The following is a 21,089-nucleotide window of genomic DNA, read 5'->3' on the forward strand; positions in this document are numbered from 1 at the left end:
ATTTACTCAACCATTATCTTTTATTGGATTACCCGTATTATCAATACCAGTTCAGCATTCAAATACTTTACCTTTAGGAGTGCAATTGATAGCCGCACCATACAACGAAGAGATTATTTTAAGAGTGGCATCTATCTTAGAAACTCAAGGAGTAATTTCAGCAAGAATAGAAAGAGCATGAAAGCATACAAGAAATCTTATCCTAGCAAAAAGGAATCCCTTTCAAATAGAGAGGGATTCCTTCTTGTTTCTATTAAAAGAGAACCTGGCGACGAGCGATTGTAGCAGGAGGCGACCCTCAAACTATCGTAGCCGCAGCAGCGTTTCACAACTGAGTTCGGGAAGGGGTCAGAGTGGTTCCACCGCGCCATAGACACCAGGAAAGAATTCAAAATTCAAAATTCCAAATTCAAAAAAGAATCAAGAAATTTAAATTCGAGGGTACAGAGACCCTGAAGACTGCAAGAAACGCGATTGATGATTAGATGACCAATGATTGTGAGGTCAAGCCCTCGGTCTATTAGCACGGCTCGGCTACATACATTACTGCACTTCCACCTACCGCCTATGAACGGGTGTTCTACCCGTGACCTTACTCACTTAAAGTGATGAGAACACTCATCTTGAGGTGGGCTTCCCACTTAGATGCTTTCAGCGGTTATCCGCTCCGCACTTGGCTACCCAGCGTCTACTGTTGGTACAATAACTGGTACACCAGCGGTGCGTCCTTCCCGGTCCTCTCGTACTAAGGAAGGCTCCTCTCAATGTTCTAACGCCTGCACCGGATATGGACCGAACTGTCTCACGACGTTCTGAACCCAGCTCACGTACCGCTTTAATGGGCGAACAGCCCAACCCTTGGGACGTACTTCCGCCCCAGGTTGCGATGAGCCGACATCGAGGTGCCAAACCTCCCCGTCGATGTGGACTCTTGGGGGAGATCAGCCTGTTATCCCTAGAGTAACTTTTATCCGTTGAGCGACGGCCATTCCACTCTGCGCCGTCGGATCACTAAGGCCTACTTTCGTACCTGCTCGACTTGTCGGTCTTGCAGTCAAGCTCCCTTTATGCCTTTACACTCGCCGCACGGTTTCCAAGCGTGCTGAGGGAACCTTTGCGCGCCTCCGTTACCTTTTAGGAGGCGACCGCCCCAGTCAAACTGCCCACCTGAAACTGTCCTTCTACCGGATAACGGTAGTAAGTTAGAATCCTAGCTTCGCCAGAGTGGTATCTCACCGTTGACTCCCTTCTCCCCACAAGGAAAGTTCATCGTCTCCCACCTATCCTGCGCAAGCGAAGCCCGGACACAATTCCAGGCTACAGTAAAGCTTCATAGGGTCTTTCTGTCCAGGTGCAGGCAGTCCGTATCTTCACAGACATTCCTATTTCGCCGAGTCTCTCTCTGAGACACCATCCAGATCGTTACGCCTTTCGTGCGGGTCGGAACTTACCCGACAAGGAATTTCGCTACCTTAGGACCGTTATAGTTACGGCCGCCGTTCACCGGGGCTTCGGTCGTCAGCTTCATGTTACCACTGACCAACTTCCTTAACCTTCCGGCACTGGGCAGGCGTCAGCCCCCATACTTCCTCTTACGAGTTTGCGGAGACCTGTGTTTTTGGTAAACAGTCGCCTGGATCTCTTCACTGCGACCCACTTTCGTGGGCACCCCTTCTTCCGAAGTTACGGGGCCATTTTGCCGAGTTCCTTAGAGAGAGTTATCTCGCGCCCCTTGGTATTCTCAACCTCCCTACCTGTGTCGGTTTCGGGTACGGGTAATCTACGTTCATCACATTACTAGCTTTTCTTGGCACAATCGAATCACTATGCGGAGTTCGTAAACTCCTCCCAAACCAATCAGGGTATAGCTTTCTTTCATGCGTCCCTAGCAATGCTCCCGTAAATTAGTCAGGGATTGTTGACCCTGTGTCCATCGACTACGCCTTTCGGCCTCGCCTTAGGTCCCGACTAACCCAGAGTGGACGAACCTGGCTCTGGAACCCTTAGGGTTTCGGGGCATTGGATTCTCACCAATGTTTGCGCTACTCAAGCCGACATTCTCACTTCTATACAGTCCACACCTGCTTGCCGCTAGTGCTTCACCCCATATAGAACGCTCCCCTACCGATTAATTTCTTAATCCCACAGCTTCGGTACATTGCTTAGCCCCGTTCATTTTCGGCGCAAGATCGCTTGACTAGTGAGCTATTACGCACTCTTTCAAGGGTGGCTGCTTCTAGGCAAACCTCCTAGTTGTCTTTGCAATCTCACCTCCTTTATCACTTAGCAATGATTTGGGGACCTTAGCTGGTGGTCTGGGCTGTTTCCCTCTTGACAATGAAGCTTATCCCCCACTGTCTCACTGGCAATGTGTTCTCTAGGTATTCTGAGTTTGTCTCGATTTGGTACCGGTCTCCCAGCCCGCACCGAAACAGTGCTTTACCCCCTAGATTTAATCATTACCGCTGCGCCTCAACACATTTCGGGGAGAACCAGCTAGCTCCTGGTTCGATTGGCATTTCACCCCTAACCACACCTCATCCGCCGATTTTTCAACATCGGTCGGTTCGGACCTCCACTTGGTGTTACCCAAGCTTCATCCTGGACATGGTTAGATCACCAGGGTTCGGGTCTATAACTACTGATTATCGCCCTCTTCAGACTCGGTTTCCCTTTGGCTCCAGCTTCTCCGCTTTAACCTACCAGTACCTATAACTCGCCGGCTCATTCTTCAACAGGCACGCGGTCATCCGTTTAATCGGACTCCCACTGCTTGTAAGCTTATGGTTTCATGTTCTTTTTCACTCCCCTTTCGGGGTTCTTTTCACCTTTCCCTCGCGGTACTTGTTCTCTATCGGTCACACAGTAGTATTTAGCCTTACGAGATGGTCCTCGCTGATTCACATGGGATTCCTCGTGCCCCATGCTACTCGGGATTCAGCTCCTATCCTTCAGTTTTCGACTACAAGACTCTCACTTTCTCTGGTGCATCTTTTCAATGCTTCGTCTAACCTCTAGATTCGTTTTTGCTGTCCCACTACCCCAGTCAGTAAACCGACTGGTTTAGGCTCTTCCCCTTTCGCTCACCACTACTTAGGGAATCTCTTTTGATTTCTTTTCCTCCAGCTACTAAGATGTTTCAGTTCGCTGGGTTGGCTCTTTCCTGTCTATATATTCAACAGGTAGTATTCAGGGTTGCCCCATTCGGACACCTCCGGCTCATAGTTTGCTTCCAACTCCCCGGAGTATTTCGTCGGTAACCACGTCCTTCTTCGCCTCTGTGTGCCTAGGTATCCACCATTAGCTCTTATTCGCTTGACCACTTTTACATTGGTTTCTATCCTGCAAACACTTTATCTCTTTCCGATACTTGTGTCTGCCTGCTCTTTTCGCGTTTCTATGCAGTTTTCAAGGTTCTGGCTGAGTTTCCTCAGCAGTCTAACTCCCGTTAGTTGCTGATTCTTTCTCTTTTTTGAAGCTTTTTTTGCTTCTTTTCATGTGGAGGTTAGCGGACTCGAACCGCTGACATCCTGCTTGCAAAGCAGGCGCTCTACCAACTGAGCTAAACCCCCCAACCGAATTTCGGATTTTGGATTTGCGATTTTTGATTGAAATATACAATCTAAAATCCAAAATTTAAAATCTAAAATTCTTCAGGTGGGCCATCCTGGACTCGAACCAGGGACCTCACCCTTATCAGGGGTGCGCTCTAACCACCTGAGCTAATAGCCCATACGAACCTCATTATTAGTTTGAAAGCCTTTCAACTTCTGCGACCGACCTAGAGTAGACCATCTCAGTCTCTATTTGCTTTTGGCTTTTAGCTTTTGGCTTTTGGCCTTTCACTTCCAGCTTTCCGCTTTCGATTTCTGATTTGGGTAGGTCTCCCTAAAAGGAGGTGATCCAGCCACACCTTCCGGTACGGCTACCTTGTTACGACTTCACCCCAGTCACCAGTCCTACCTTAGGCATCCCCCTCCTCGAAAGGTTGAGGTAATGACTTCGGGCGTGACCAGCTTCCATGGTGTGACGGGCGGTGTGTACAAGGCCCGGGAACGAATTCACTGCAGTATGCTGACCTGCAATTACTAGCGATTCCTCCTTCACGAAGGCGAGTTGCAGCCTTCGATCTGAACTGAGCTACGGTTTCTTGGATTTGCATCACATCGCTGTGTAGCTGCCCTTTGTCCGTAGCATTGTAGTACGTGTGTAGCCCAAGACGTAAGGGGCATGCTGACTTGACGTCATCCCCACCTTCCTCCGGTTTGTCACCGGCAGTCTCTCTAGAGTGCCCAACTTAATGCTGGCAACTAAAAACGAGGGTTGCGCTCGTTGCGGGACTTAACCCAACATCTCACGACACGAGCTGACGACAGCCATGCACCACCTGTGTTCGCGCTCCCTAAGGCACCCTCTCCTTTCAGAAAGGTTCGCGACATGTCAAGTCTTGGTAAGGTTCTTCGCGTTGCATCGAATTAAACCACATACTCCACCGCTTGTGCGGGCCCCCGTCAATTCCTTTGAGTTTCACACTTGCGTGCGTACTCCCCAGGCGGGATACTTAACGCGTTAGCTCCGGCACGGCTCGGGTCGATACAAGCCACGCCTAGTATCCATCGTTTACGGCTAGGACTACTGGGGTATCTAATCCCATTCGCTCCCCTAGCTTTCGTCCCTCAGTGTCAGTTACGGCCTAGTAGCACGCTTTCGCCACCGGTGTTCTTCCTGATCTCTACGCATTTCACCGCTACACCAGGAATTCCTGCTACCCCGAACGCACTCTAGCTTTGTAGTTTCCACTGCTTTTATGAGGTTGAGCCTCACTCTTTAACAGCAGACTTTCAATGCCACCTGCGGACCCTTTACGCCCAATCATTCCGGATAACGCTTGCATCCTCCGTATTACCGCGGCTGCTGGCACGGAGTTAGCCGATGCTTATTCCTCAAGTACCTTCATATCTTATTCCTTGAGAAAAGAGGTTTACAACCCAAGAGCCTTCCTCCCTCACGCGGTATTGCTCCGTCAGGCTTTCGCCCATTGCGGAAAATTCCCCACTGCTGCCTCCCGTAGGAGTCTGGGCCGTGTCTCAGTCCCAGTGTGGCTGATCATCCTCTCAGACCAGCTACTGATCGTCGCCTTGGTGCGCTCTTACCACACCAACTAGCTAATCAGACGCGAGCTCATCTCTAGGCAGCAAGCCTTTTACCTTCCGGCACATCCGGTATTAGCCACCGTTTCCAGTGGTTGTCCCCGACCTAGAGCTAGATTCTCACGCGTTACTCACCCGTCCGCCACTGAATCCTAAGATTCCGTTCGACTTGCATGTGTTAAGCATACCGCCAGCGTTCATCCTGAGCCAGGATCAAACTCTCCGTTTTGTTAGATTGTTTGTTTAGCTCTCTTTTTGGCTGCTCTTTCTACACCTCAGCCTGGTGTGTATTTTTCTTGACGCAGGCTAGTTGTTTTTTTCTGGCTTTCAAACTATAATTTTTTCAAGGTTCGGTCGCCCCGGACTGCGCTTCGTCGCGCTCGTCTCTCAGGCACTTATTCAATATATCTAATTCGACTTGGTGTGTCAACTCCTTTTCCAAACTTTTTCGTCTCTTTTTTTCTCCCTCCGTAATATCCTTACGAGATAAGGATTTCAGCCTTTAACCTTTCTTCTATTTCCTCATAATCTACTGACTTGAGCTAGTTATCTCCGGGATTTTTTAGTTTTTTTGAGTGCAACTTCACGCACTGATTGATTGAGTAGGTATCCAAAACCAGCTGCTTCTATTCGAGCAATGAAGTCCTCACTAGTTTGTGAAAGTGCTTTAGCGGTTGCTTCGAGATTCCAGTTGTGTTCGGCTAATTTGCTCAGTAGGTAGGCTCGGCGAGTTTGTGCTTCTGATAGGCGGTAAGTTTTGAGATATTCTAGTTCCCCTGATTCGCGGATGATGGCTTCGCCGATATAGTTTTCTTGTTTGGGTTGTAAGTCGGTGATGAACCTTTGCAGTAAAAAAGAACCTGCTGTGTAAACTATTTGAGAATTTAACTGGCGTTGTAGTAAACCCTCTGCCATGAAGCCTTGAAAAGATGCCCAGTCTTGTCGCATTTTGACGATCGCTCCCCTCAAATCTGCCAAACTATTAATCTTGGACTCATCTACAGTGGTTTCCATCGGCCAAGTTGTGTCATACAGCAAGCTGTACTGATAAATCAATTCCCCATAAAAGTCTTCTAAAAGGCTGCTGTGTAAGGCGCGGTAGTCTTCTGGGGTGGGAACTACAAAAGCGGATGCTAATGATTCAGCCACAAAAACTAACACCCCAACTTGTTGTTCGTGAATTTCAAACACACGCAAAGCATCTTCTAAACCAGCTATATAACGTCCACTCACAGCAATTTCGTAGCGTGAACCCAAACCATGAGAGAGGGCATATTTGGAATACTCACGCCAAGCAATTGTCGGCCCAGAGAAAAATAGTGATAAAAAACCTTCCATTGCTAGGTGTAAAGGTAAAAATCTCAGTTGGTTAGCTGATTCTCGTTTAGCCATACGTTGCATTAAACGGACGCTTGCACAACCATATTCTTGACGTTGTCCGTCGGTTTTGAGTATCTGTCCACCAAAGCTGGCGACGGGACTACCGTCATCAGTCCACGACATGACCAAGCCGTGGGGAACATAGGAAAAATATTTTATGCCTGGGTCTGTAAGTTGTCCCTTCAAATTGACGATTGTTATATCTTCTTCATAGGAACGACGGTTTAAGCGCAAATCACCGCGTATGTTCCGCCGGATGAGTGGCACAATGCGGACTGCGCCTCTTACTTGAGAAGGGGCAATGTCTAATCCTTTCAGGGATATATCTGCTAATAATCTTTTCTTTTGTGCCATATCTAGACTTTGATGGAATTGTTTAACATCTGTTGCACTCTGGCGGCTAAATAATCTTCTAGTTCTGATAAAGGTGCGGAACCATCAGCAAATCGGGCAAAGCCTAGCATTGTGGGTAAATCTTCTGCATCTCTGAGGCCGACAGTAGGGATGCTGGGGCTGAGATTTTGTAATGAAAAGTCTTCAGGATTAAATACGGGGTTGCAGTGAATGATAGAAGTTCGTTTTTGGGGATCTAATTTGGTGCGGTAAATTCGCAGGACTTGTGCCGCACCGTTGGGTGGGTCATTTTCGCAACCATCAGAGATGATCACTACTAAGTCTGCACCGGATGCTAAGGCGTTTAGTAAGGGTGTAGCTAAATCAGTTTGTCCATAGGGACGGATTAGTAATGGTTCTGGTGTGGTTACTGTCCAAAAAGCACGGTATTCTTGTGAGGCTGCTTTGAGGAAGTAGTGTGCAGCTAAGGCGACACCCAAGGGACGGCGACGTTTTTCACTAGAACCGGAACTGGAATAACTGCAATCTAAGACTGCTGCAACTTTTCCGAGTTTTAAAGGTGCTTTTTTTAACGTGAATTGTGCTGATCGCTCTAAAGCTTGAGTTAAAATTGTTTGTTGCTGTTTTCGTGTTTTCCAAGGTAAGGAAAGGATATATAACGCTAGTTTGGTGAGGGGAAGACGACCTAAATCTACATCTATATCTACTTTCTCACTCCGTTCTGCTGCACCTTGAAAACGCAACTTTTCACCCAAGGTCATTTGTTCTTGAATACGGGATAAAAAAACATCACGGGGAATTTTATGTTTTGTTGCTAAACCTTCGGCGACTGTAAACGGTAATTTATAAACGGCTTCCGCACTGTAATGTGCCTGGCGAAAGTTTTCAAATAACTCGGTGGTATAAACTTTTTGTTGCCAGTTACGGAATAAGAAATTACCTAATTCACCTTGTAATTTTAGGTGGGCATGGGTGGCGATCGCTCGTACTTTAGCACGATATTTCACCGCATCAAAACTAATATCACGCCGCATACTTAAATAATCTCGTGCGATCGCTCTACTACGACGATTGTTAATTTTTCTTTGGCGTAGTTGTTGCAAAACGCCCCAAGCTCGCTGGGGTGGTAGGGTGTTAAGTGCATGGGCAATCAGCGCACCTTCTTCTTCTCGATGTTCGGGAAGTGTCTTTTTCCCTGTTGCTAATAGTTTCAGGATGATTTGGGCTTGATTGAAATGATTGATACCTGCTGCTAAGGAACGGGCGTATAGTAAGCGGTAATTACCGAGAATATAGTCGTGTAAAAAATCAATTGATACTCTTTGACCGTAAGCATCATCATAAAATTCACGCTGTCCTGTGCAAGCAAGGCAAGCATTGATAAACATGACCAAATCTTCTTGTGCAACTTGGTCGGAACGGTTAGTAGTCATAATAATAAAAATTGATGAGGATGCTGTTTGGGGAGAAAACAGTACAACTAGGTCAGGCAACTTAACGGGTTGAAACGGAAGTTGTACTAAAGTCCCGCAAACAGCAAGACTGAAAATTTTGTCAATATTTTTGAAGGGGATGCGGTTCGGGGAAAGGCGGCACAACTAGCTATGACAGTGGTAAAGACTGGGTTCGGAAGTTGTACCATAGTCCCGCGAACAGCAAGCTTGATGTAAGTTTTTTGAACGCAGAGTGACGCTAAGTCAGCGCAGAGGGGCGCAGAGTGTTGTTAATTGTTGCTGGGTTTGGAAGAGAGATTTTAACAATAATTCAGCAGATTGACTTAACTTCGTCACAAAAATTCCTGTTGCACTGTCTAAGTCTGATGTTAGCCAAGTGCCGTTAAGAATAATTTCGACTGAAGACGTATCACAAGGGCAAATTTCTAAGATATTTTCTTGAGATAGCTGTTCTAAGTCGGCAATGAGAGATGATTCATTAGGAATCAAAAATGCGGCTGTACTGGGTTCAAAATGAAGTTTTGTAGCAGAACACAGAGCCAATATAACTCTTTTGCTAACCCAATCTGGCAAAGATTCGTTGAGATGTTCTAGATGAAAGCTGTTTTCTGCGTAAGTTAGTTTTAACATATGGTCTATTTATAGATTGAGGTTTTTATTTGTATGGTGGAGTTGCTTTGTCTATAAATTCAGGATATGCGGAGGGACTTCCCCGAAGCGAATTAGGGTATTTATCGCCGCAAACGCCTGTAAATTCAATATATTCAAGCTGAGGGAAGTTGCTAAACTTAGGGGAATCCCCGAACTTTGTTGATTTTGGCGACAACAGCAATGGCAAGAGCGAGTTACGGTCTAGAAGCAAAAAAGCGATCGCGGCACTTATTAGGGTTGCTGTTGGCTTATGCTAATGATGCAATGGACTGTGATGAATTGGCTTTAGATGTTTTACGTCCACAGATTCAAACTCGTTGGTTAAATGAATATCGGCTGGTTGTCAGAACGAAAGTCAGGTTTATCCAAGCACTAACAACTTTGATTGCTGATGATATTCAGCTCAATGCAGAACAAATTAAGGAATCTCTCAAGCGGTTTGCTGATTTTTTGGAGATTTTAGAAGATAATCGTCCCTCTCGCAGTGGTTCAGAAACGTGGCACTTTACCCTTAATTTGTGGCATAAACGCCAAGACATAGCAGCCAATCTGCAACAATTTGATCAAGAATGGGAACGTCGCCGTTCTGAAAAGTCACAGCCAGTAGTAGCAAAACCACAAGCAACTGTAGAACAGACTGCTGCTTTACTTATAGATTGGCAACAAATTTGTCGTGCTGATTTAGAACTCAAAAATATTCAACGCCTGACAACTAATCCCCTAACAATCGCTGATGGGTTAAGTTTTGCATTGAATCAAGTTTACGTTTCCTTGGGATTGGTGGAACAAAAACAGCGATCGCGTTATCGTGATGATGTTACTCCCCAAAATGGTTCTCGTCTATATGAACCAGAAGATACGGAAGTAACTCAAACTTTTGACCATGATGAATTTATACAGCAGATAATACAAGCAAAACAAAGTAAACGAATTGCTATTATCGGCGAACCAGGGGCAGGCAAAACTACTTTACTGCAAAAAATTGCTACTTGGATATTAAATAATACTACTGAGTTACCAATTTGGATTTCTTTAGCAGATTTACAAGGCAAAAGTTTAGAACAATATTTAATTCAAGATTGGCTACCTGCTGCTACTCGCAAGTTACGTGTCTCTCCAGAGGTAGAGGAGGAATTTTGCCAACAGTTTAATCAAGGTAAGGTATGGCTATTACTAGATGCGGTGGATGAAATGGCGATCGCATCTACTCTGGCTTTAGCAAAAATTGCCAGTTATCTCAGAGGTTGGGTAGCAGATGCCACAATAATTTTAACTTGTCGGCGAAATGTCTGGGATGGGGGAAAAAATGTTTTAGAAAATTTTGACACCTATTGTAACTTGCACTTTACCTATGGTGATAGTCAGACACCAGACCGAGTAGGGCAATTTATTCAACGCTGGTTTCGTGCAGATGCAACTACAGGTGAAAAACTGCGTTTTGAGTTAGAGCAACCTGAACGGAGAAGAATTAGAGATGCCGTCAAAAATCCCTTAAGATTAGCGTTATTATGCCGTATTTGGGGATTAGGAAAAGGAAGTCTACCGATAACAAAAGCTGTTTTATATGAGCAATTTGTTGAGGCAATTTATGAGTGGAAGCAAGACAGATTTCCTACAACTTTAACCCAAAGACAGCAGTTAAATCAGGCATTGGGAAAGTTAGCATTATTAGCGATTACTCAAGAAAAGACTAAATTTCGTCTGCAACATAGTTTTGTTTGTCAGGTATTGGGTAATCCTGATGATGGATTATTTCAATTAGCATTGCAATTGGGGTGGCTAAATCAAGTAGGAATCACAGATAGTTCTAGCGAAAGAGTGTATGCGTTTTACCATCCCACTTTTCAAGAACATTTTGCAGCGCAGGCTGTTACTGATTGGCGTTTTTTATTTAATTCCAATTGTGAAAGTATTGCAGTAGATAATTATCGGATTTTTGAACCACAATGGCGAGAAGTAATTTTATTATGGTTGGGGAGAAATGACATCGCACCAACAGATAAAACAGCATTTATCCAAGCTTTAATTAATTTTGATGATCAATGTGGGGGATTTTATAGTTATCAAGCCTACTTTTTTGCAGCACAAGGGGTAGCTGAGTTTAGTGATTGTCAAAACACTGATGAGATGATTCAGCAATTAATTAAGTGGCGTTTTGGCTATTTTGAACCTGGGAAACAAAAGTGGTTAAGGTATCCGCCACCAATTGTAGAAGGTGCTAGGGTAGCATTACTAAAAACTGATCGAGTCAAAGCGATCGCGTCCCTAGAACAATTTATTCAATCATGCGAAAATGAGTTTGATAGTTGGAATGCTGCCTATAGTTTGGGTAGAACTTTTGACCCTGGAAATCAAATTGCGATCGCCACTTTAGAAAATTTAGTCAAAACCGTTCGACATGAATCTATTCGGTGGCAGGCTGCCTATAGTTTGGGTAGAGTAGATCCTGGTAATGCTATTGCGATCGCGGCATTAGTACAGGTGATAGAATCTAGTAAAAATGAAGCTACACGGCGCAAAGCTGCTTATTCGCTAGGAAAACTAGATAGTAGTAATGTCATCGCTATTTCCACATTAGAAACAATAGCTACATCAGCCACAGATAAATCACAACAACGACAAGCCAAAGAAAATTTAATTGTTTTGCGTCGTGGAGAAACTACAACTCAACCAGAAAAGAAAAAAGATGCAAAAACTCCAGCATTATCCTCAAATTCTGCTACAACTATTGCGTCATTAATTAGAGGCATTACATTGGTTGATGATGAAGATACTCAAAGACGTAGAGCTTATAAGTTAGCACAAATTGATCCAGGTAATGACATCGCATTAACGACTTTATTAACACTGCTAAAATCAACTCAAAATCAGTCTTTACGGAAGCGTGCAGCAGATAACATTAAAGAAACTATTGTTTATGAACAGTTTCCCCAGGTGATTACAGCCTTAAAAGCATATTTTTTAGTTGCGCCAGAGAAAAATTTACACTTATATTATGATGCTTATAGACTCATTTGGTATTGTGCAGAAAACTTGAATTATCAAGAGTTTTATCAAATTTGGCATGAGCGTCATTGAGCAACTTGATTTAATTTTACTCTACCAACAACCGTTAATACTCAACCCAATTAATGCAGACGTTTCCAAGATTGTCGCACTGTCTTGATTATCTCACAGCGATCGCCATGAAAGTAGACTTGCGACCAGAAACATTATGTGCTAATGATAGGCCAAACTCAATCAAATAAACAATTTCAGGAAAGTTGACACTAATTTTTCCGTCACAGTTAACATTAGTTGATTTTAAATATTTAGATAAGATTGCGGTTAATATAAGAAATCAATCAGCAAATTTTGCTATGCTGGACTCTGTAATCTAGTGGTTTACGTACTCACTGTAATGTAAATACTAGAGAGATTCAACTAGCTAAAATTGCCACACAGTAAATTTCCATAAAGTTTATTTTCCATAACAAAGCGGAAATTAATAATTTACTCTAGGTAATTAGACGATCGCTCTCAAAAGTTGATATTTTTATGTAGAGGGTCAACAAGCTATAACAGCAACTGTCTGGCTGAGTTGGACTTACTTACGCTCGTTTTCAATTCTTCTATGAGTCATCATCTACCCGACACCAAGATACCTGCTCCGTGCATTGTTAACACGGGCATTATTGTGAACAAACTCGACATGAAACGACTGTTGGCTGATTTAGGTCGAGTCCACTACATCTACACCCAAGAAGACAAGTTACTGAGCGAGGGTGAAGGGGATGTGATGGAAGTATTTGCGAACCCGCAAAGGTCTACCTTAGTCGCGAATAGCGCGCTTTATCTCAATGTTGAGAGTTTTGATTATTTAGAACTGAAACAATCCCCGCAGCAGGAAACCTACTTTGATTTAATGCAAGAAGGAATGTGTTTGCGGTTGATCCCTTTATCAACTCCTTTGCAGGAGCGTAAACAGAGACAATGGAATGTCAGTGCAATTGAAGCCATGATGGATGAGGTTTTAGCTGCTAGATGGGACGCAGAATTTGATGACGACTGTTCTGATACTTTCTAACTACAAGCTTACCCAAATCTGATTCCAACTATTTCATATCGCATCAGGCAAACCAGTCTTTTAGCATAATTTGTTAGTCATGTCATACCCCCAATGGCGTGTCAAGGCTGAAATAGCGCAGAAGTATAGTTTTTGTGGTGTGGCTTTCTAGTCCGCACCACAATATATTTAATCCAGACAGTCAACTATGCAAAAGTTATCTCAGATTCAGTCTGTAATCATATTCACCTGAAACTACTTGGTAGAAGGTTTTAGGAAGCATATTATAAGAACAACTGCCGTCAGCATCAACGATTTTAAAAGATGATTGTCTTAGACAAAATATAGCTGTCTTTCTATTTTGTAACTCCCACGGCCGCCATTCGTTATCAGCTGCATAAATATAAGTAGGAACGCGTCTCATATCACCGATCAGAATTGTTTCACACTCACCCGGTTCTACGTGAGTCCAGCCACTAGCTACCCAACTATCCTCTGAATACCAAGCCTTAGCTACATAGGCTTTCTCAGACGCGGAACTACAGACAATCAAATCAGCTTTAGCTTCAACTGCTGTACCCATAACTAAGGGCATGGATAATAAGCCAGAAATAAATAAAAAATTGACAGCTTTCATGTTGATGAGAAAATCTTTTGGAGTTCATTTAAAAGTAATTAGAGGCAATTGATTAGCTGACTTGAGAATGACATCCCTAACCAATTAATTGCGTCGGCATACTGATTTACTAGTTAAATTCACTGACAGTAGCATCAATTCCAGAAATCTGAGAAAACAACAATACAAGTTGTTGATTTACCTAGTCTTAGCTTGAGGCTAGTGGAACACAGCAGCAACGTGTTATGTTAACAAAGCATTGAGATTACATAAAAGCTACAAGCAAACATGAAGATTTATTTGCTGGTATATCTAGAAAATAAAGCCTTCTTGTCTAGTCTGAATTTTCCCATTAGCGATCGCCTGATTTTACCTTGAGTGCCATCTTTTCTTATCAAACTTTGGCTCGTTGTAGCCAGACAAAAGCTAGAGTCGGTGTATTCTCCACACCGCACGGCATCGTAGAAACTCCCCGATTTATGCCCGTGGGAACACTGGCTAATGTTAAAACTGTCACCCCAGCCCAGTTAAAAGAGACTGGGGCGCAGATGATTCTATCTAACACCTATCATCTCCATCTCCAACCAGGGGAAGCAATTGTGGCGGGTGGCGGTGGTTTGCATAAGTTTATGGGCTGGAACGGGCCGATATTGACTGATTCCGGTGGGTTTCAGGTGTTCAGCCTCAGCGAAATGCGGAAAATTACAGAAGAAGGTGTAACTTTCCGTTCTCCCCATGATGGGCAAATTATTAAACTCACACCAGAACGTTCCATAGAGATTCAGAATGTTTTAGGCGCGGATGTCATCATGGCGTTTGATGAATGTCCACCCTACCCAGCAACGCGTCAAGAAGTAGAAGCATCAACGGAACGCACTTATCGATGGCTAGAACGCTGTATTGTAGCCCATCAACGTCAAGATCAAGCCCTGTTTGGCATTGTCCAAGGTGGTGTATATTTAGATTTACGTGCTAAAGCTGCTCATGCTTTAAAAGAATTTGATTTACCTGGCTATGCTATTGGTGGCGTGAGTGTGGGAGAACCACCAGAATTAATGGCGCAAATTGTCCAAGCCACCGCACCATTATTACCACCAGAAAAACCGCGTTATTTAATGGGTGTGGGGACATATCGCGAAATGGTGATTGCGATCGCTTCTGGTATAGACTTATTTGATTGTGTCATTCCTACCCGTTGGGCGAGACACGGTACAGCAATGGTTAAAGGCCAACGTTGGAACTTAAAAAACGCCAAGTTTCGTGAAGATTTCGCACCATTAGATGAAACTTGCCCTTGTTATGCTTGTCAAAATTTTAGTCGAGCTTACATTTCTCATTTAGTGCGATCGCAAGAAATTTTAGCCTACACCTTACTGAGCATTCATAACATCACCGAACTGATTCGTTTTACCCAAAAAATCAGAGAAGCAATCTTAGGCGATCGCTTCATGGCAGAATTTGGCCATTGGCTAAATTCATCAGAAAGTGGGGAACTGGGAACTGGGGACTAGGGATTGGGGACTGGGGATTGGGGACTGGGGACTGGGGACTGGGGACTGGGGATTGGGGACTGCGGAATGTTGGAGACAAGGTACAGACTAATAACTAATGACTAATAACTATCGACTATTGACTATTGACTAATAACTATTGACTAAACCATGTTAAGATACATCTCAATTATGAAAGCTGTGTTGGATTAGGTGGATTTAAACAAACATGGAAGCAGCATTATTATTAGCAAAATTGCCTGAAGCATACCAAATTTTTGATCCTTTGGTAGATGTTCTCCCTATTATTCCCGTTTTCTTTTTGTTGCTTGCTTTCGTATGGCAAGCAGCAGTGGGATTCAGGTAAGTTAAGACATGATTAATTAATGGGACAGGTAAGCCACCTGTCCTATTTTTTTGCAGTTATTCTATCTTGATAATTCTTAACTTTTTGTAATAAATTAAGGGAAGCTCATTAAGATAGGTGCATCACCCGGCTAGCTTGCAGTGAAAGAGGAACTATTCAGTTATGGGTAACATCAAATTTATCAAAGAAAATAAGGAAGTCATAGCAGCAGATGGTGCAAATTTGCGGCTCAAAGCAATGGAAAATGGGGTTGACATTTATAAAATTATTGGCAAACTCACAAATTGCGGTGGCGGTGGTAACTGTGGTACTTGTATCGTTGAAATAGTAGAAGGAATCGAAAATCTTTCTACTCCCACAGCCGTAGAAAATCGGATGTTGAAGAAAAAACCCGCCAATTATCGTCTTGCTTGTCAAACTTTAGTTAATGGCCCAGTCAGCGTCGTAACTAAGCCTTAATATTGTTGATTTTTCTTTACATCTGTCTTGGCAGTGAAGTGAGTAAAAAAAAGAGCTAACACAGGCGTTGATGATGCTATCCTAAAATTGTTGACTGGAAATTAAAGTGAGGCTTCCTTGCCATGCAAGTTAATGACCTGGGGTTCGTAGCGAGCATTCTGTTCGTGTTAGTTCCCTCCGTATTTTTAATAATCCTTTACATTCAAACTGCCAGCCGCGAAGGTAAAAAAGATACTTGATCATTTTTTGTTCCAAGTAAAAAACCCCTGTTGCCAAATGGTACAGGGGTTTTTATTTGAAAATCCCAAACCTCAAATTTTATGCGCCACTAGTGCGCGCCAATAAGACAGGACAAGTAGCATTGACACGCACGTAGTCTGACAAGGAAGCACCGATGAGTCTATCGATATCGACAAAACTCTTGGCTACGGATGGACGGCGATCGGGCGAACCTAGTAATAGTAGGTCTACACTCAAATCTTCTGCGAGGCGACAAATTTCTTCCCCTGGTCTACCACTACTGATATAGCAGCGAGTTGACACGCCATATTTTTGTGCTTCTGCGACTGCTGCGGCTAAAATTGGATTCTTGTCTGGAGTAACTTCTGTCACTTCTGAAGTTTTCCCACGCAAATCAGTAGTAACATTAGCTAAGATTAGTTGACTGCCTTGAATACCCCGTAATAAGAATAAAGCCAAATTTAAGCAGTGTTTAGCGGCATCAGAGTTATCCATTGCCACCATGATGCGCTTAATTCTTTTAACATAAATGTCATCCTTAACCAGCAACATGGGGCGAGAAGACAGTTGGAAAACATACTGACTTACTGAGTTCGATAAAATTGATTGCAGACGTTTCAATCCCCGTGAACCCATAATGATTAAGTCAGCATCGATTTCATCAGCTACTTGACAAACCACATCTTTAGGATCACCTTGACGCAAAATAGAAGATACTTGGGAGGGATCTAAATTCAGGGTTTGAATAGCACTCGCGAGAATTTTACCGCCTTCTTCCCATTTATCCGTCATGGCTGCTGAAGTGCTTTGAGGAGGAACAACGTGCAGAACCGTCACTTTTGCATCTTTGATTGACGGTACTTCCTTTAAAGTTTTGAGCATTTCTTCAGCGTGTCCTAATCCAGAAACCGCTAGCAAAATTTTTTCTATCATTGTTACTTCTTGTTGTTAAGGTTGCTTGGTGTTGAATCTTTAGTAATTGATGCTGATGAGATTGTCACCATTTTGCTCAACAACCTAGTAATTAAGCTAGCAACAATCAACTGTTGATCATTAGCTGTTAATACTCTACTCAAGAGTAATTGACTCAAAAACTAACAATTTTTTAAGTTGATTTGCGACTTATTTACTTAACTTTTCCACTAGGTTTCAATCATTAAGCTTACTCTCAATGATGACCGATAAAATTCATAATTGGTTATGTTAGTTATTATTTTTAATCTATGTTCAATATTTTTAATTAGAAAAAAGTTAAGGTTTACTAAAATAGTTACCAATTGACAGATATATTGTAAAATGACTAAAATTTATTGCTATGCTTCAATCTATATCTAGAAATACAGATTCTTATTTGAATTCAATTATATAAACTATTATGATTTTTTATAAATGGCGTATTTAATCAACGATGAACTTTCCAGTATCAAGCCCTCAAAGAGAGAGAATTTGATAAATTTTTATATACTTAAATGAGAATCAAATATAAAATTTTGTAAAAAATTGGTCTTCTCAATGTACCAATCATCAATACATGATGTTTCTCAGTTTTGATCAAGGCTACACTGCAAATACACAAATGCCATATTTTTGTCATACATTCTTCACATCTATATCAGAAAATAGTCAGTACCTAATTAATCAAGAATGGTGAATAACAATGGCGGATAACTCCGCCTTTATTTTTGTCTTTTCAGCTAAACTCGACTAGTAAGGATATTCTCCTATTTCTCTTCATAACCGCCAGCATACGTAATTACACACATGGTGCGATAAACCTTGTGTGTACCATAGGCAACACCAGTTACTTTAAAATTAGGATTAAAAATATTGGTGCGATGACCCCGGGATGGGACTCCGTCATCAATAATCAATTGCATGACGATATCTTGAGCAGTGCTAGGCCCGTAGCTGATATTTTCGGCGGCGGTGATTTGCCATCTGCCATAACGATTAATGCGCGACCCTGGTGTGCTACGATCGCTACCATTATGACCAGTTAAGCCTTTAGCACTTTGGTCTTTAACGTGATCCTTCGCCGCTAACGACATACCCTTAGATATAGTTAATTTTCCTACAGGGCGGGCTGATTTCAAAAAAGCGATCGCCTCATCAACAGCTTTGACTCCCTCGTTTGTCACCAGATAAGTATTATTACTAATTTTTACTCGGTTGCCTTGGAAACGTTGGCGATAATTTGTCATGATAGGAATATAAGCCTGGGGATTTGTCCGCACTTTGTTCATTTCTTGAACTACTTGCTGTTCCAAAGGTGACATAAAATCATTCTTTGCCAACAGCACCGGATTAACTGTTGATACCGTGCTGACAGTCTGTGCTGCTAGGGAGCTAGTAGAAAATACTAATACACTTCCTAGCATGAATATGCAAACTTTACTCAACATCTGATACACCACAAACTTTGATAATTTGGTTATGAAGTTCTGTAAGCAAAGGACTTACCCTCAAAATTATCTCGATGCTTACAACCAAATTTGTAACTTTCAGTACAATCAGATGTAAACAGTAAATACCAGTAGTTATTTTTTAGGTTATTGTACTTATCTTGTCTACAAAAATTTAGAATATTTTTGATTGTGACTGTCTATCATGTATGATTTATATTCAGTCGTTTTCACGGAAATAGAAAGATACAAATAAATTCCGCTCTCTCATCTATCTAATTAATCTTATTCATATCCATTGAATGGGTAACAAAAAACTCAAATCCCGAATAATAATGTTAAATCGTCTAAGAATTGGCTCAAAAATTGGTTCAGGTTTTACCTTAAGTATCGTCATATTGAGTGCGATCGGTTTCTTTTCTTACGGAAGTACCAAAGAATTAATAGGCTCGTCTCGCAAGGAGAAACATACATATGAAGTATTAAGTAAAATAGCAGAACTAAGTAGCCAATTAACTAAGGCTGAAACAGGACAAAGAGGTTACATTATTACCGGAGAGCAGAGTTATTTAGAACCTTATTTAGCTTCTAATAAAGTCTTAGACCAAACAATTACAGAATTACAAGAAATCACTAGAGATAACCCTAAACAGCAACGTTTAGTTGAGAGGTTAAAGCCGTTAATTAATCAGAGAATGATTGTGATGCAAGAAGTGATTAACTTGCGACGCAAACAGGGATTAGCAGCAGCTAGAGAAGCTATACTGACAAATAAAGGTCAGCGACTCATGCTAGAAATTGCTGATTTGGGTGAGCAAATGAAAAAAGAAGAGCAGAGACTGTTAGAATTGCGAACCAATCAAGCACAGTCTGCTGCTAACAGAACTTTGGATAGTATTGTCTATAGTATTCCTTTAATATCTTTAATTTTAGCGGGTATTGGATTTTGGTTAACTCGCCATATTTCCATCCCTTTACAGAAAATTTCTCAAGCCGCAGAAACGATGGCTGATGGAGATTTATCGGTGAGTTTACCACGTAGCGATCGCCTGGATGAAATTGGTGTTTTGACCCGTACTTTTAACCAAATGGTGGAGAATTTACGAGTCTCTTATCAGCAAAATGCAGAGCAGAATTGGCTCAAATCTAATCTAGCTGAATTTACTCAAACTCTGCAAGGACAACGCCATCGTGAAAGTGTAGCACAGTTGATTTTATCTAAGCTAGCTCCATTAGTTGGCGCACAACAAGGAGTCTTTTACATCATGACGAAACTGACCAAGAACCTATACTAAAACTGTTAAGTAGCTATGCGTATAATGAGCGTAAACATCTAGCTAATCAGTTTCGCTTAGGGGAGGGATTAGTAGGACAATGTGCTTTAGAAAAACAAAGGATTTTACTCACTGAAGTTCCTCCAGATTACATTCGGATTAACTCAGGATTGGGGTCTATTAAACCACTGAATATTATTGTCTTACCTATAATTTTTGAAAACAAAGTCATTGCTGTCATCGAACTAGCTTCATTAGAGTTATTTAACGAATTAAAACTCAGTTTTTTAGACCGATTTACTGAAATAGTCGGTGTCTTTCTCAACAACATTAAGGCTAATCTACAAACTCAGATTTTACTAGATGAATCTGTAGCTTTAGCAAATGAACTTAAGCAAAGTAATCAACTACTAGAGCAGCAAACTCAAGAACTAGAAACATCAGAATTGCTCCTCAAACAGCAGCAAGAAGAATTGCAACAATCTAATGAAGAATTACAGCAACTCAATGAAGAATTAGAAGAAAAAGCCGAGTTGTTAGAAGTTCAAAACCAAGAAGTGGCTCGTAAGAATCAAGCAATTGAACAAGCACGACAGTCTTTAGAGGAAAAAACTGAACAGTTGATTTTATCTTCTAAATACAAATCGCAGTTCTTAGCTAATATGTCCCATGAATTACGCACACCACTAAATAGCTTATTAATTTTATCGAAAATTCTAGCCGATAACACCGCAGGTAATTTAACTAGTAAACAAGTCGAATATAGTCAAACAATTAACTCGGCTGGTAATGATTTATTAGAATTGATTAATGATATTTTAGATATTGCTAAAATTGAATCTGGGACTTTATCTATTAATTTAGAAACTATCAAGTTTACTGATTTGTATAGTTACTTAGAAAGAGCTTTTGCACAAATCGCCCATAACAAGGGATTAAACTTTAACATTCAGTTAGATGAAAATTTGCCCACGACAATTTTCAGTGATCCTAAACGCTTGCAACAAATCCTCAAAAATCTTTTAGCCAACGCCTTTAAATTTACCGAACAAGGTAGTGTCAATTTAACTGTGAGGACGGAGACAAAAAATCTTGATCATCCCATGATTGCTTTTGCTGTCAGCGATACTGGGATTGGAATTCCTGTAGATAAACAACAGATTGTTTTTGAAGCGTTTCAGCAAGCCGACGGTACAAATAGCCGTAA

The 21,089-nt window shown here is 42.0% G+C and carries 14 protein-coding genes, 2 tRNA genes, 3 rRNA genes and 1 pseudogene; 9 read left to right on the forward strand and 11 right to left on the reverse strand.

Translation table 11 applies throughout. The annotated features are described in order from the left end of the window. A pseudogene (locus tag CV014_RS26645) lies at positions 1-181 on the forward strand (amidase family protein); the annotation flags it as partial. Between the two features lie 82 nt (positions 182-263). Here CV014_RS26645 and rrf read toward each other — a convergent pair. From rrf to CV014_RS26685, 8 genes are all read right to left on the reverse strand, one after another. After that, a 5S ribosomal RNA gene (gene rrf / locus CV014_RS26650) occupies positions 264-381 on the reverse strand. 119 nt (positions 382-500) lie between these two features. Beyond that, positions 501-3,321: ribosomal RNA gene (locus CV014_RS26655) — 23S ribosomal RNA — on the reverse strand. Between the two features lie 178 nt (positions 3,322-3,499). Continuing rightward, positions 3,500-3,572: transfer RNA gene (locus CV014_RS26660), tRNA-Ala, on the reverse strand. Between the two features lie 86 nt (positions 3,573-3,658). Further along, a tRNA-Ile gene (locus CV014_RS26665) sits at positions 3,659-3,732 on the reverse strand. Between the two features lie 159 nt (positions 3,733-3,891). Next, positions 3,892-5,379, reverse strand: a 16S ribosomal RNA gene (locus tag CV014_RS26670). Together the 16S, 23S and 5S rRNA genes with 2 tRNA genes alongside form the textbook arrangement of a ribosomal RNA operon. Positions 5,380-5,696: 317 nt before the next feature. Then, on the reverse strand, positions 5,697-6,884 hold the full coding sequence (locus tag CV014_RS26675) for an ARPP-2 domain-containing protein (protein WP_236144778.1): 1,188 nt from the start codon (positions 6,882-6,884) through the stop codon (positions 5,697-5,699). Positions 6,885-6,886: 2 nt separating this feature from the next. Then, the gene (locus CV014_RS26680; RefSeq protein WP_236144779.1) at positions 6,887-8,317 is read right to left on the reverse strand and encodes a hypothetical protein; all 1,431 of its coding nucleotides are present in this window, start codon (positions 8,315-8,317) and stop codon (positions 6,887-6,889) included. A 264-nt stretch (positions 8,318-8,581) separates the two neighbouring features. Then, positions 8,582-8,968 carry an alr0857 family protein gene (locus tag CV014_RS26685; protein ID WP_236144780.1) on the reverse strand — a complete coding sequence of 129 codons (387 nt, stop codon included), beginning with the start codon at positions 8,966-8,968 and terminating at the stop codon, positions 8,582-8,584. A gap of 201 nt (positions 8,969-9,169) precedes the next feature. On the opposite strand from CV014_RS26685, the gene CV014_RS26690 reads away from it, so the two are divergent. Both CV014_RS26690 and CV014_RS26695 read left to right on the forward strand, forming a co-directional pair. After that, entirely contained in the window at positions 9,170-12,067 is a 2,898-nt protein-coding gene (locus CV014_RS26690; RefSeq protein WP_236144788.1) for an NACHT domain-containing protein, read from the forward strand. Positions 12,068-12,602: 535 nt separating this feature from the next. Continuing rightward, complete coding sequence (locus CV014_RS26695) at positions 12,603-13,055, forward strand: hypothetical protein (RefSeq protein ID WP_236144781.1); 453 nt, start codon at positions 12,603-12,605, stop codon at positions 13,053-13,055. 196 nt (positions 13,056-13,251) lie between these two features. Here CV014_RS26695 and CV014_RS26700 read toward each other — a convergent pair whose 3' ends face one another. Further along, positions 13,252-13,671, reverse strand: a complete 420-nt coding sequence (locus CV014_RS26700; RefSeq protein ID WP_236144782.1) for a DUF1036 domain-containing protein — start codon at positions 13,669-13,671, stop codon at positions 13,252-13,254. A gap of 353 nt (positions 13,672-14,024) precedes the next feature. On the opposite strand from CV014_RS26700, the gene tgt reads away from it, so the two are divergent. From tgt to psbM, 4 genes are all read left to right on the forward strand, one after another. Then, positions 14,025-15,161 (forward strand): tRNA guanosine(34) transglycosylase Tgt, encoded by a 1,137-nt coding sequence (tgt, locus tag CV014_RS26705; protein ID WP_236144783.1) that lies wholly within the window; start codon positions 14,025-14,027, stop codon positions 15,159-15,161. A 208-nt stretch (positions 15,162-15,369) separates the two neighbouring features. Continuing rightward, the gene (locus tag CV014_RS26710) at positions 15,370-15,507 is read left to right on the forward strand and encodes a photosystem II reaction center protein K (protein WP_010995059.1); all 138 of its coding nucleotides are present in this window, start codon (positions 15,370-15,372) and stop codon (positions 15,505-15,507) included. Between the two features lie 162 nt (positions 15,508-15,669). Then, entirely contained in the window at positions 15,670-15,966 is a 297-nt protein-coding gene (locus tag CV014_RS26715) for a 2Fe-2S iron-sulfur cluster-binding protein (protein ID WP_236144784.1), read from the forward strand. A 122-nt stretch (positions 15,967-16,088) separates the two neighbouring features. Continuing rightward, positions 16,089-16,205 carry a photosystem II reaction center protein PsbM gene (psbM, locus tag CV014_RS26720; protein ID WP_082803712.1) on the forward strand — a complete coding sequence of 39 codons (117 nt, stop codon included), beginning with the start codon at positions 16,089-16,091 and terminating at the stop codon, positions 16,203-16,205. A gap of 79 nt (positions 16,206-16,284) precedes the next feature. On the opposite strand, the gene CV014_RS26725 is transcribed toward psbM, so the two are convergent. Next, positions 16,285-17,139 carry a universal stress protein gene (locus CV014_RS26725; RefSeq protein WP_236144785.1) on the reverse strand — a complete coding sequence of 285 codons (855 nt, stop codon included), beginning with the start codon at positions 17,137-17,139 and terminating at the stop codon, positions 16,285-16,287. A gap of 788 nt (positions 17,140-17,927) precedes the next feature. Next, a complete protein-coding gene (locus CV014_RS26730) occupies positions 17,928-18,584 on the reverse strand; it encodes a CAP domain-containing protein (protein WP_236144786.1) in 657 nt (218 codons plus the stop codon). Between the two features lie 359 nt (positions 18,585-18,943). Between CV014_RS26730 and CV014_RS26735 the strand changes: the two genes are divergently transcribed. Together CV014_RS26735 and CV014_RS26740 are read left to right on the forward strand one after the other, a co-directional pair. Further along, positions 18,944-19,903, forward strand: a complete 960-nt coding sequence (locus tag CV014_RS26735) for a CHASE3 domain-containing protein (RefSeq protein WP_236144787.1) — start codon at positions 18,944-18,946, stop codon at positions 19,901-19,903. Between the two features lie 2 nt (positions 19,904-19,905). Next, on the forward strand, positions 19,906-21,089 hold a 1,184-nt coding region (locus tag CV014_RS26740), incomplete at its 3' end, for a sensor histidine kinase (protein ID WP_236144789.1).

Source organism: Nostoc sp. CMAA1605 (assembly GCF_021596505.1).
Classification (GTDB): Bacteria; Cyanobacteriota; Cyanobacteriia; order Cyanobacteriales; family Nostocaceae; genus Trichormus.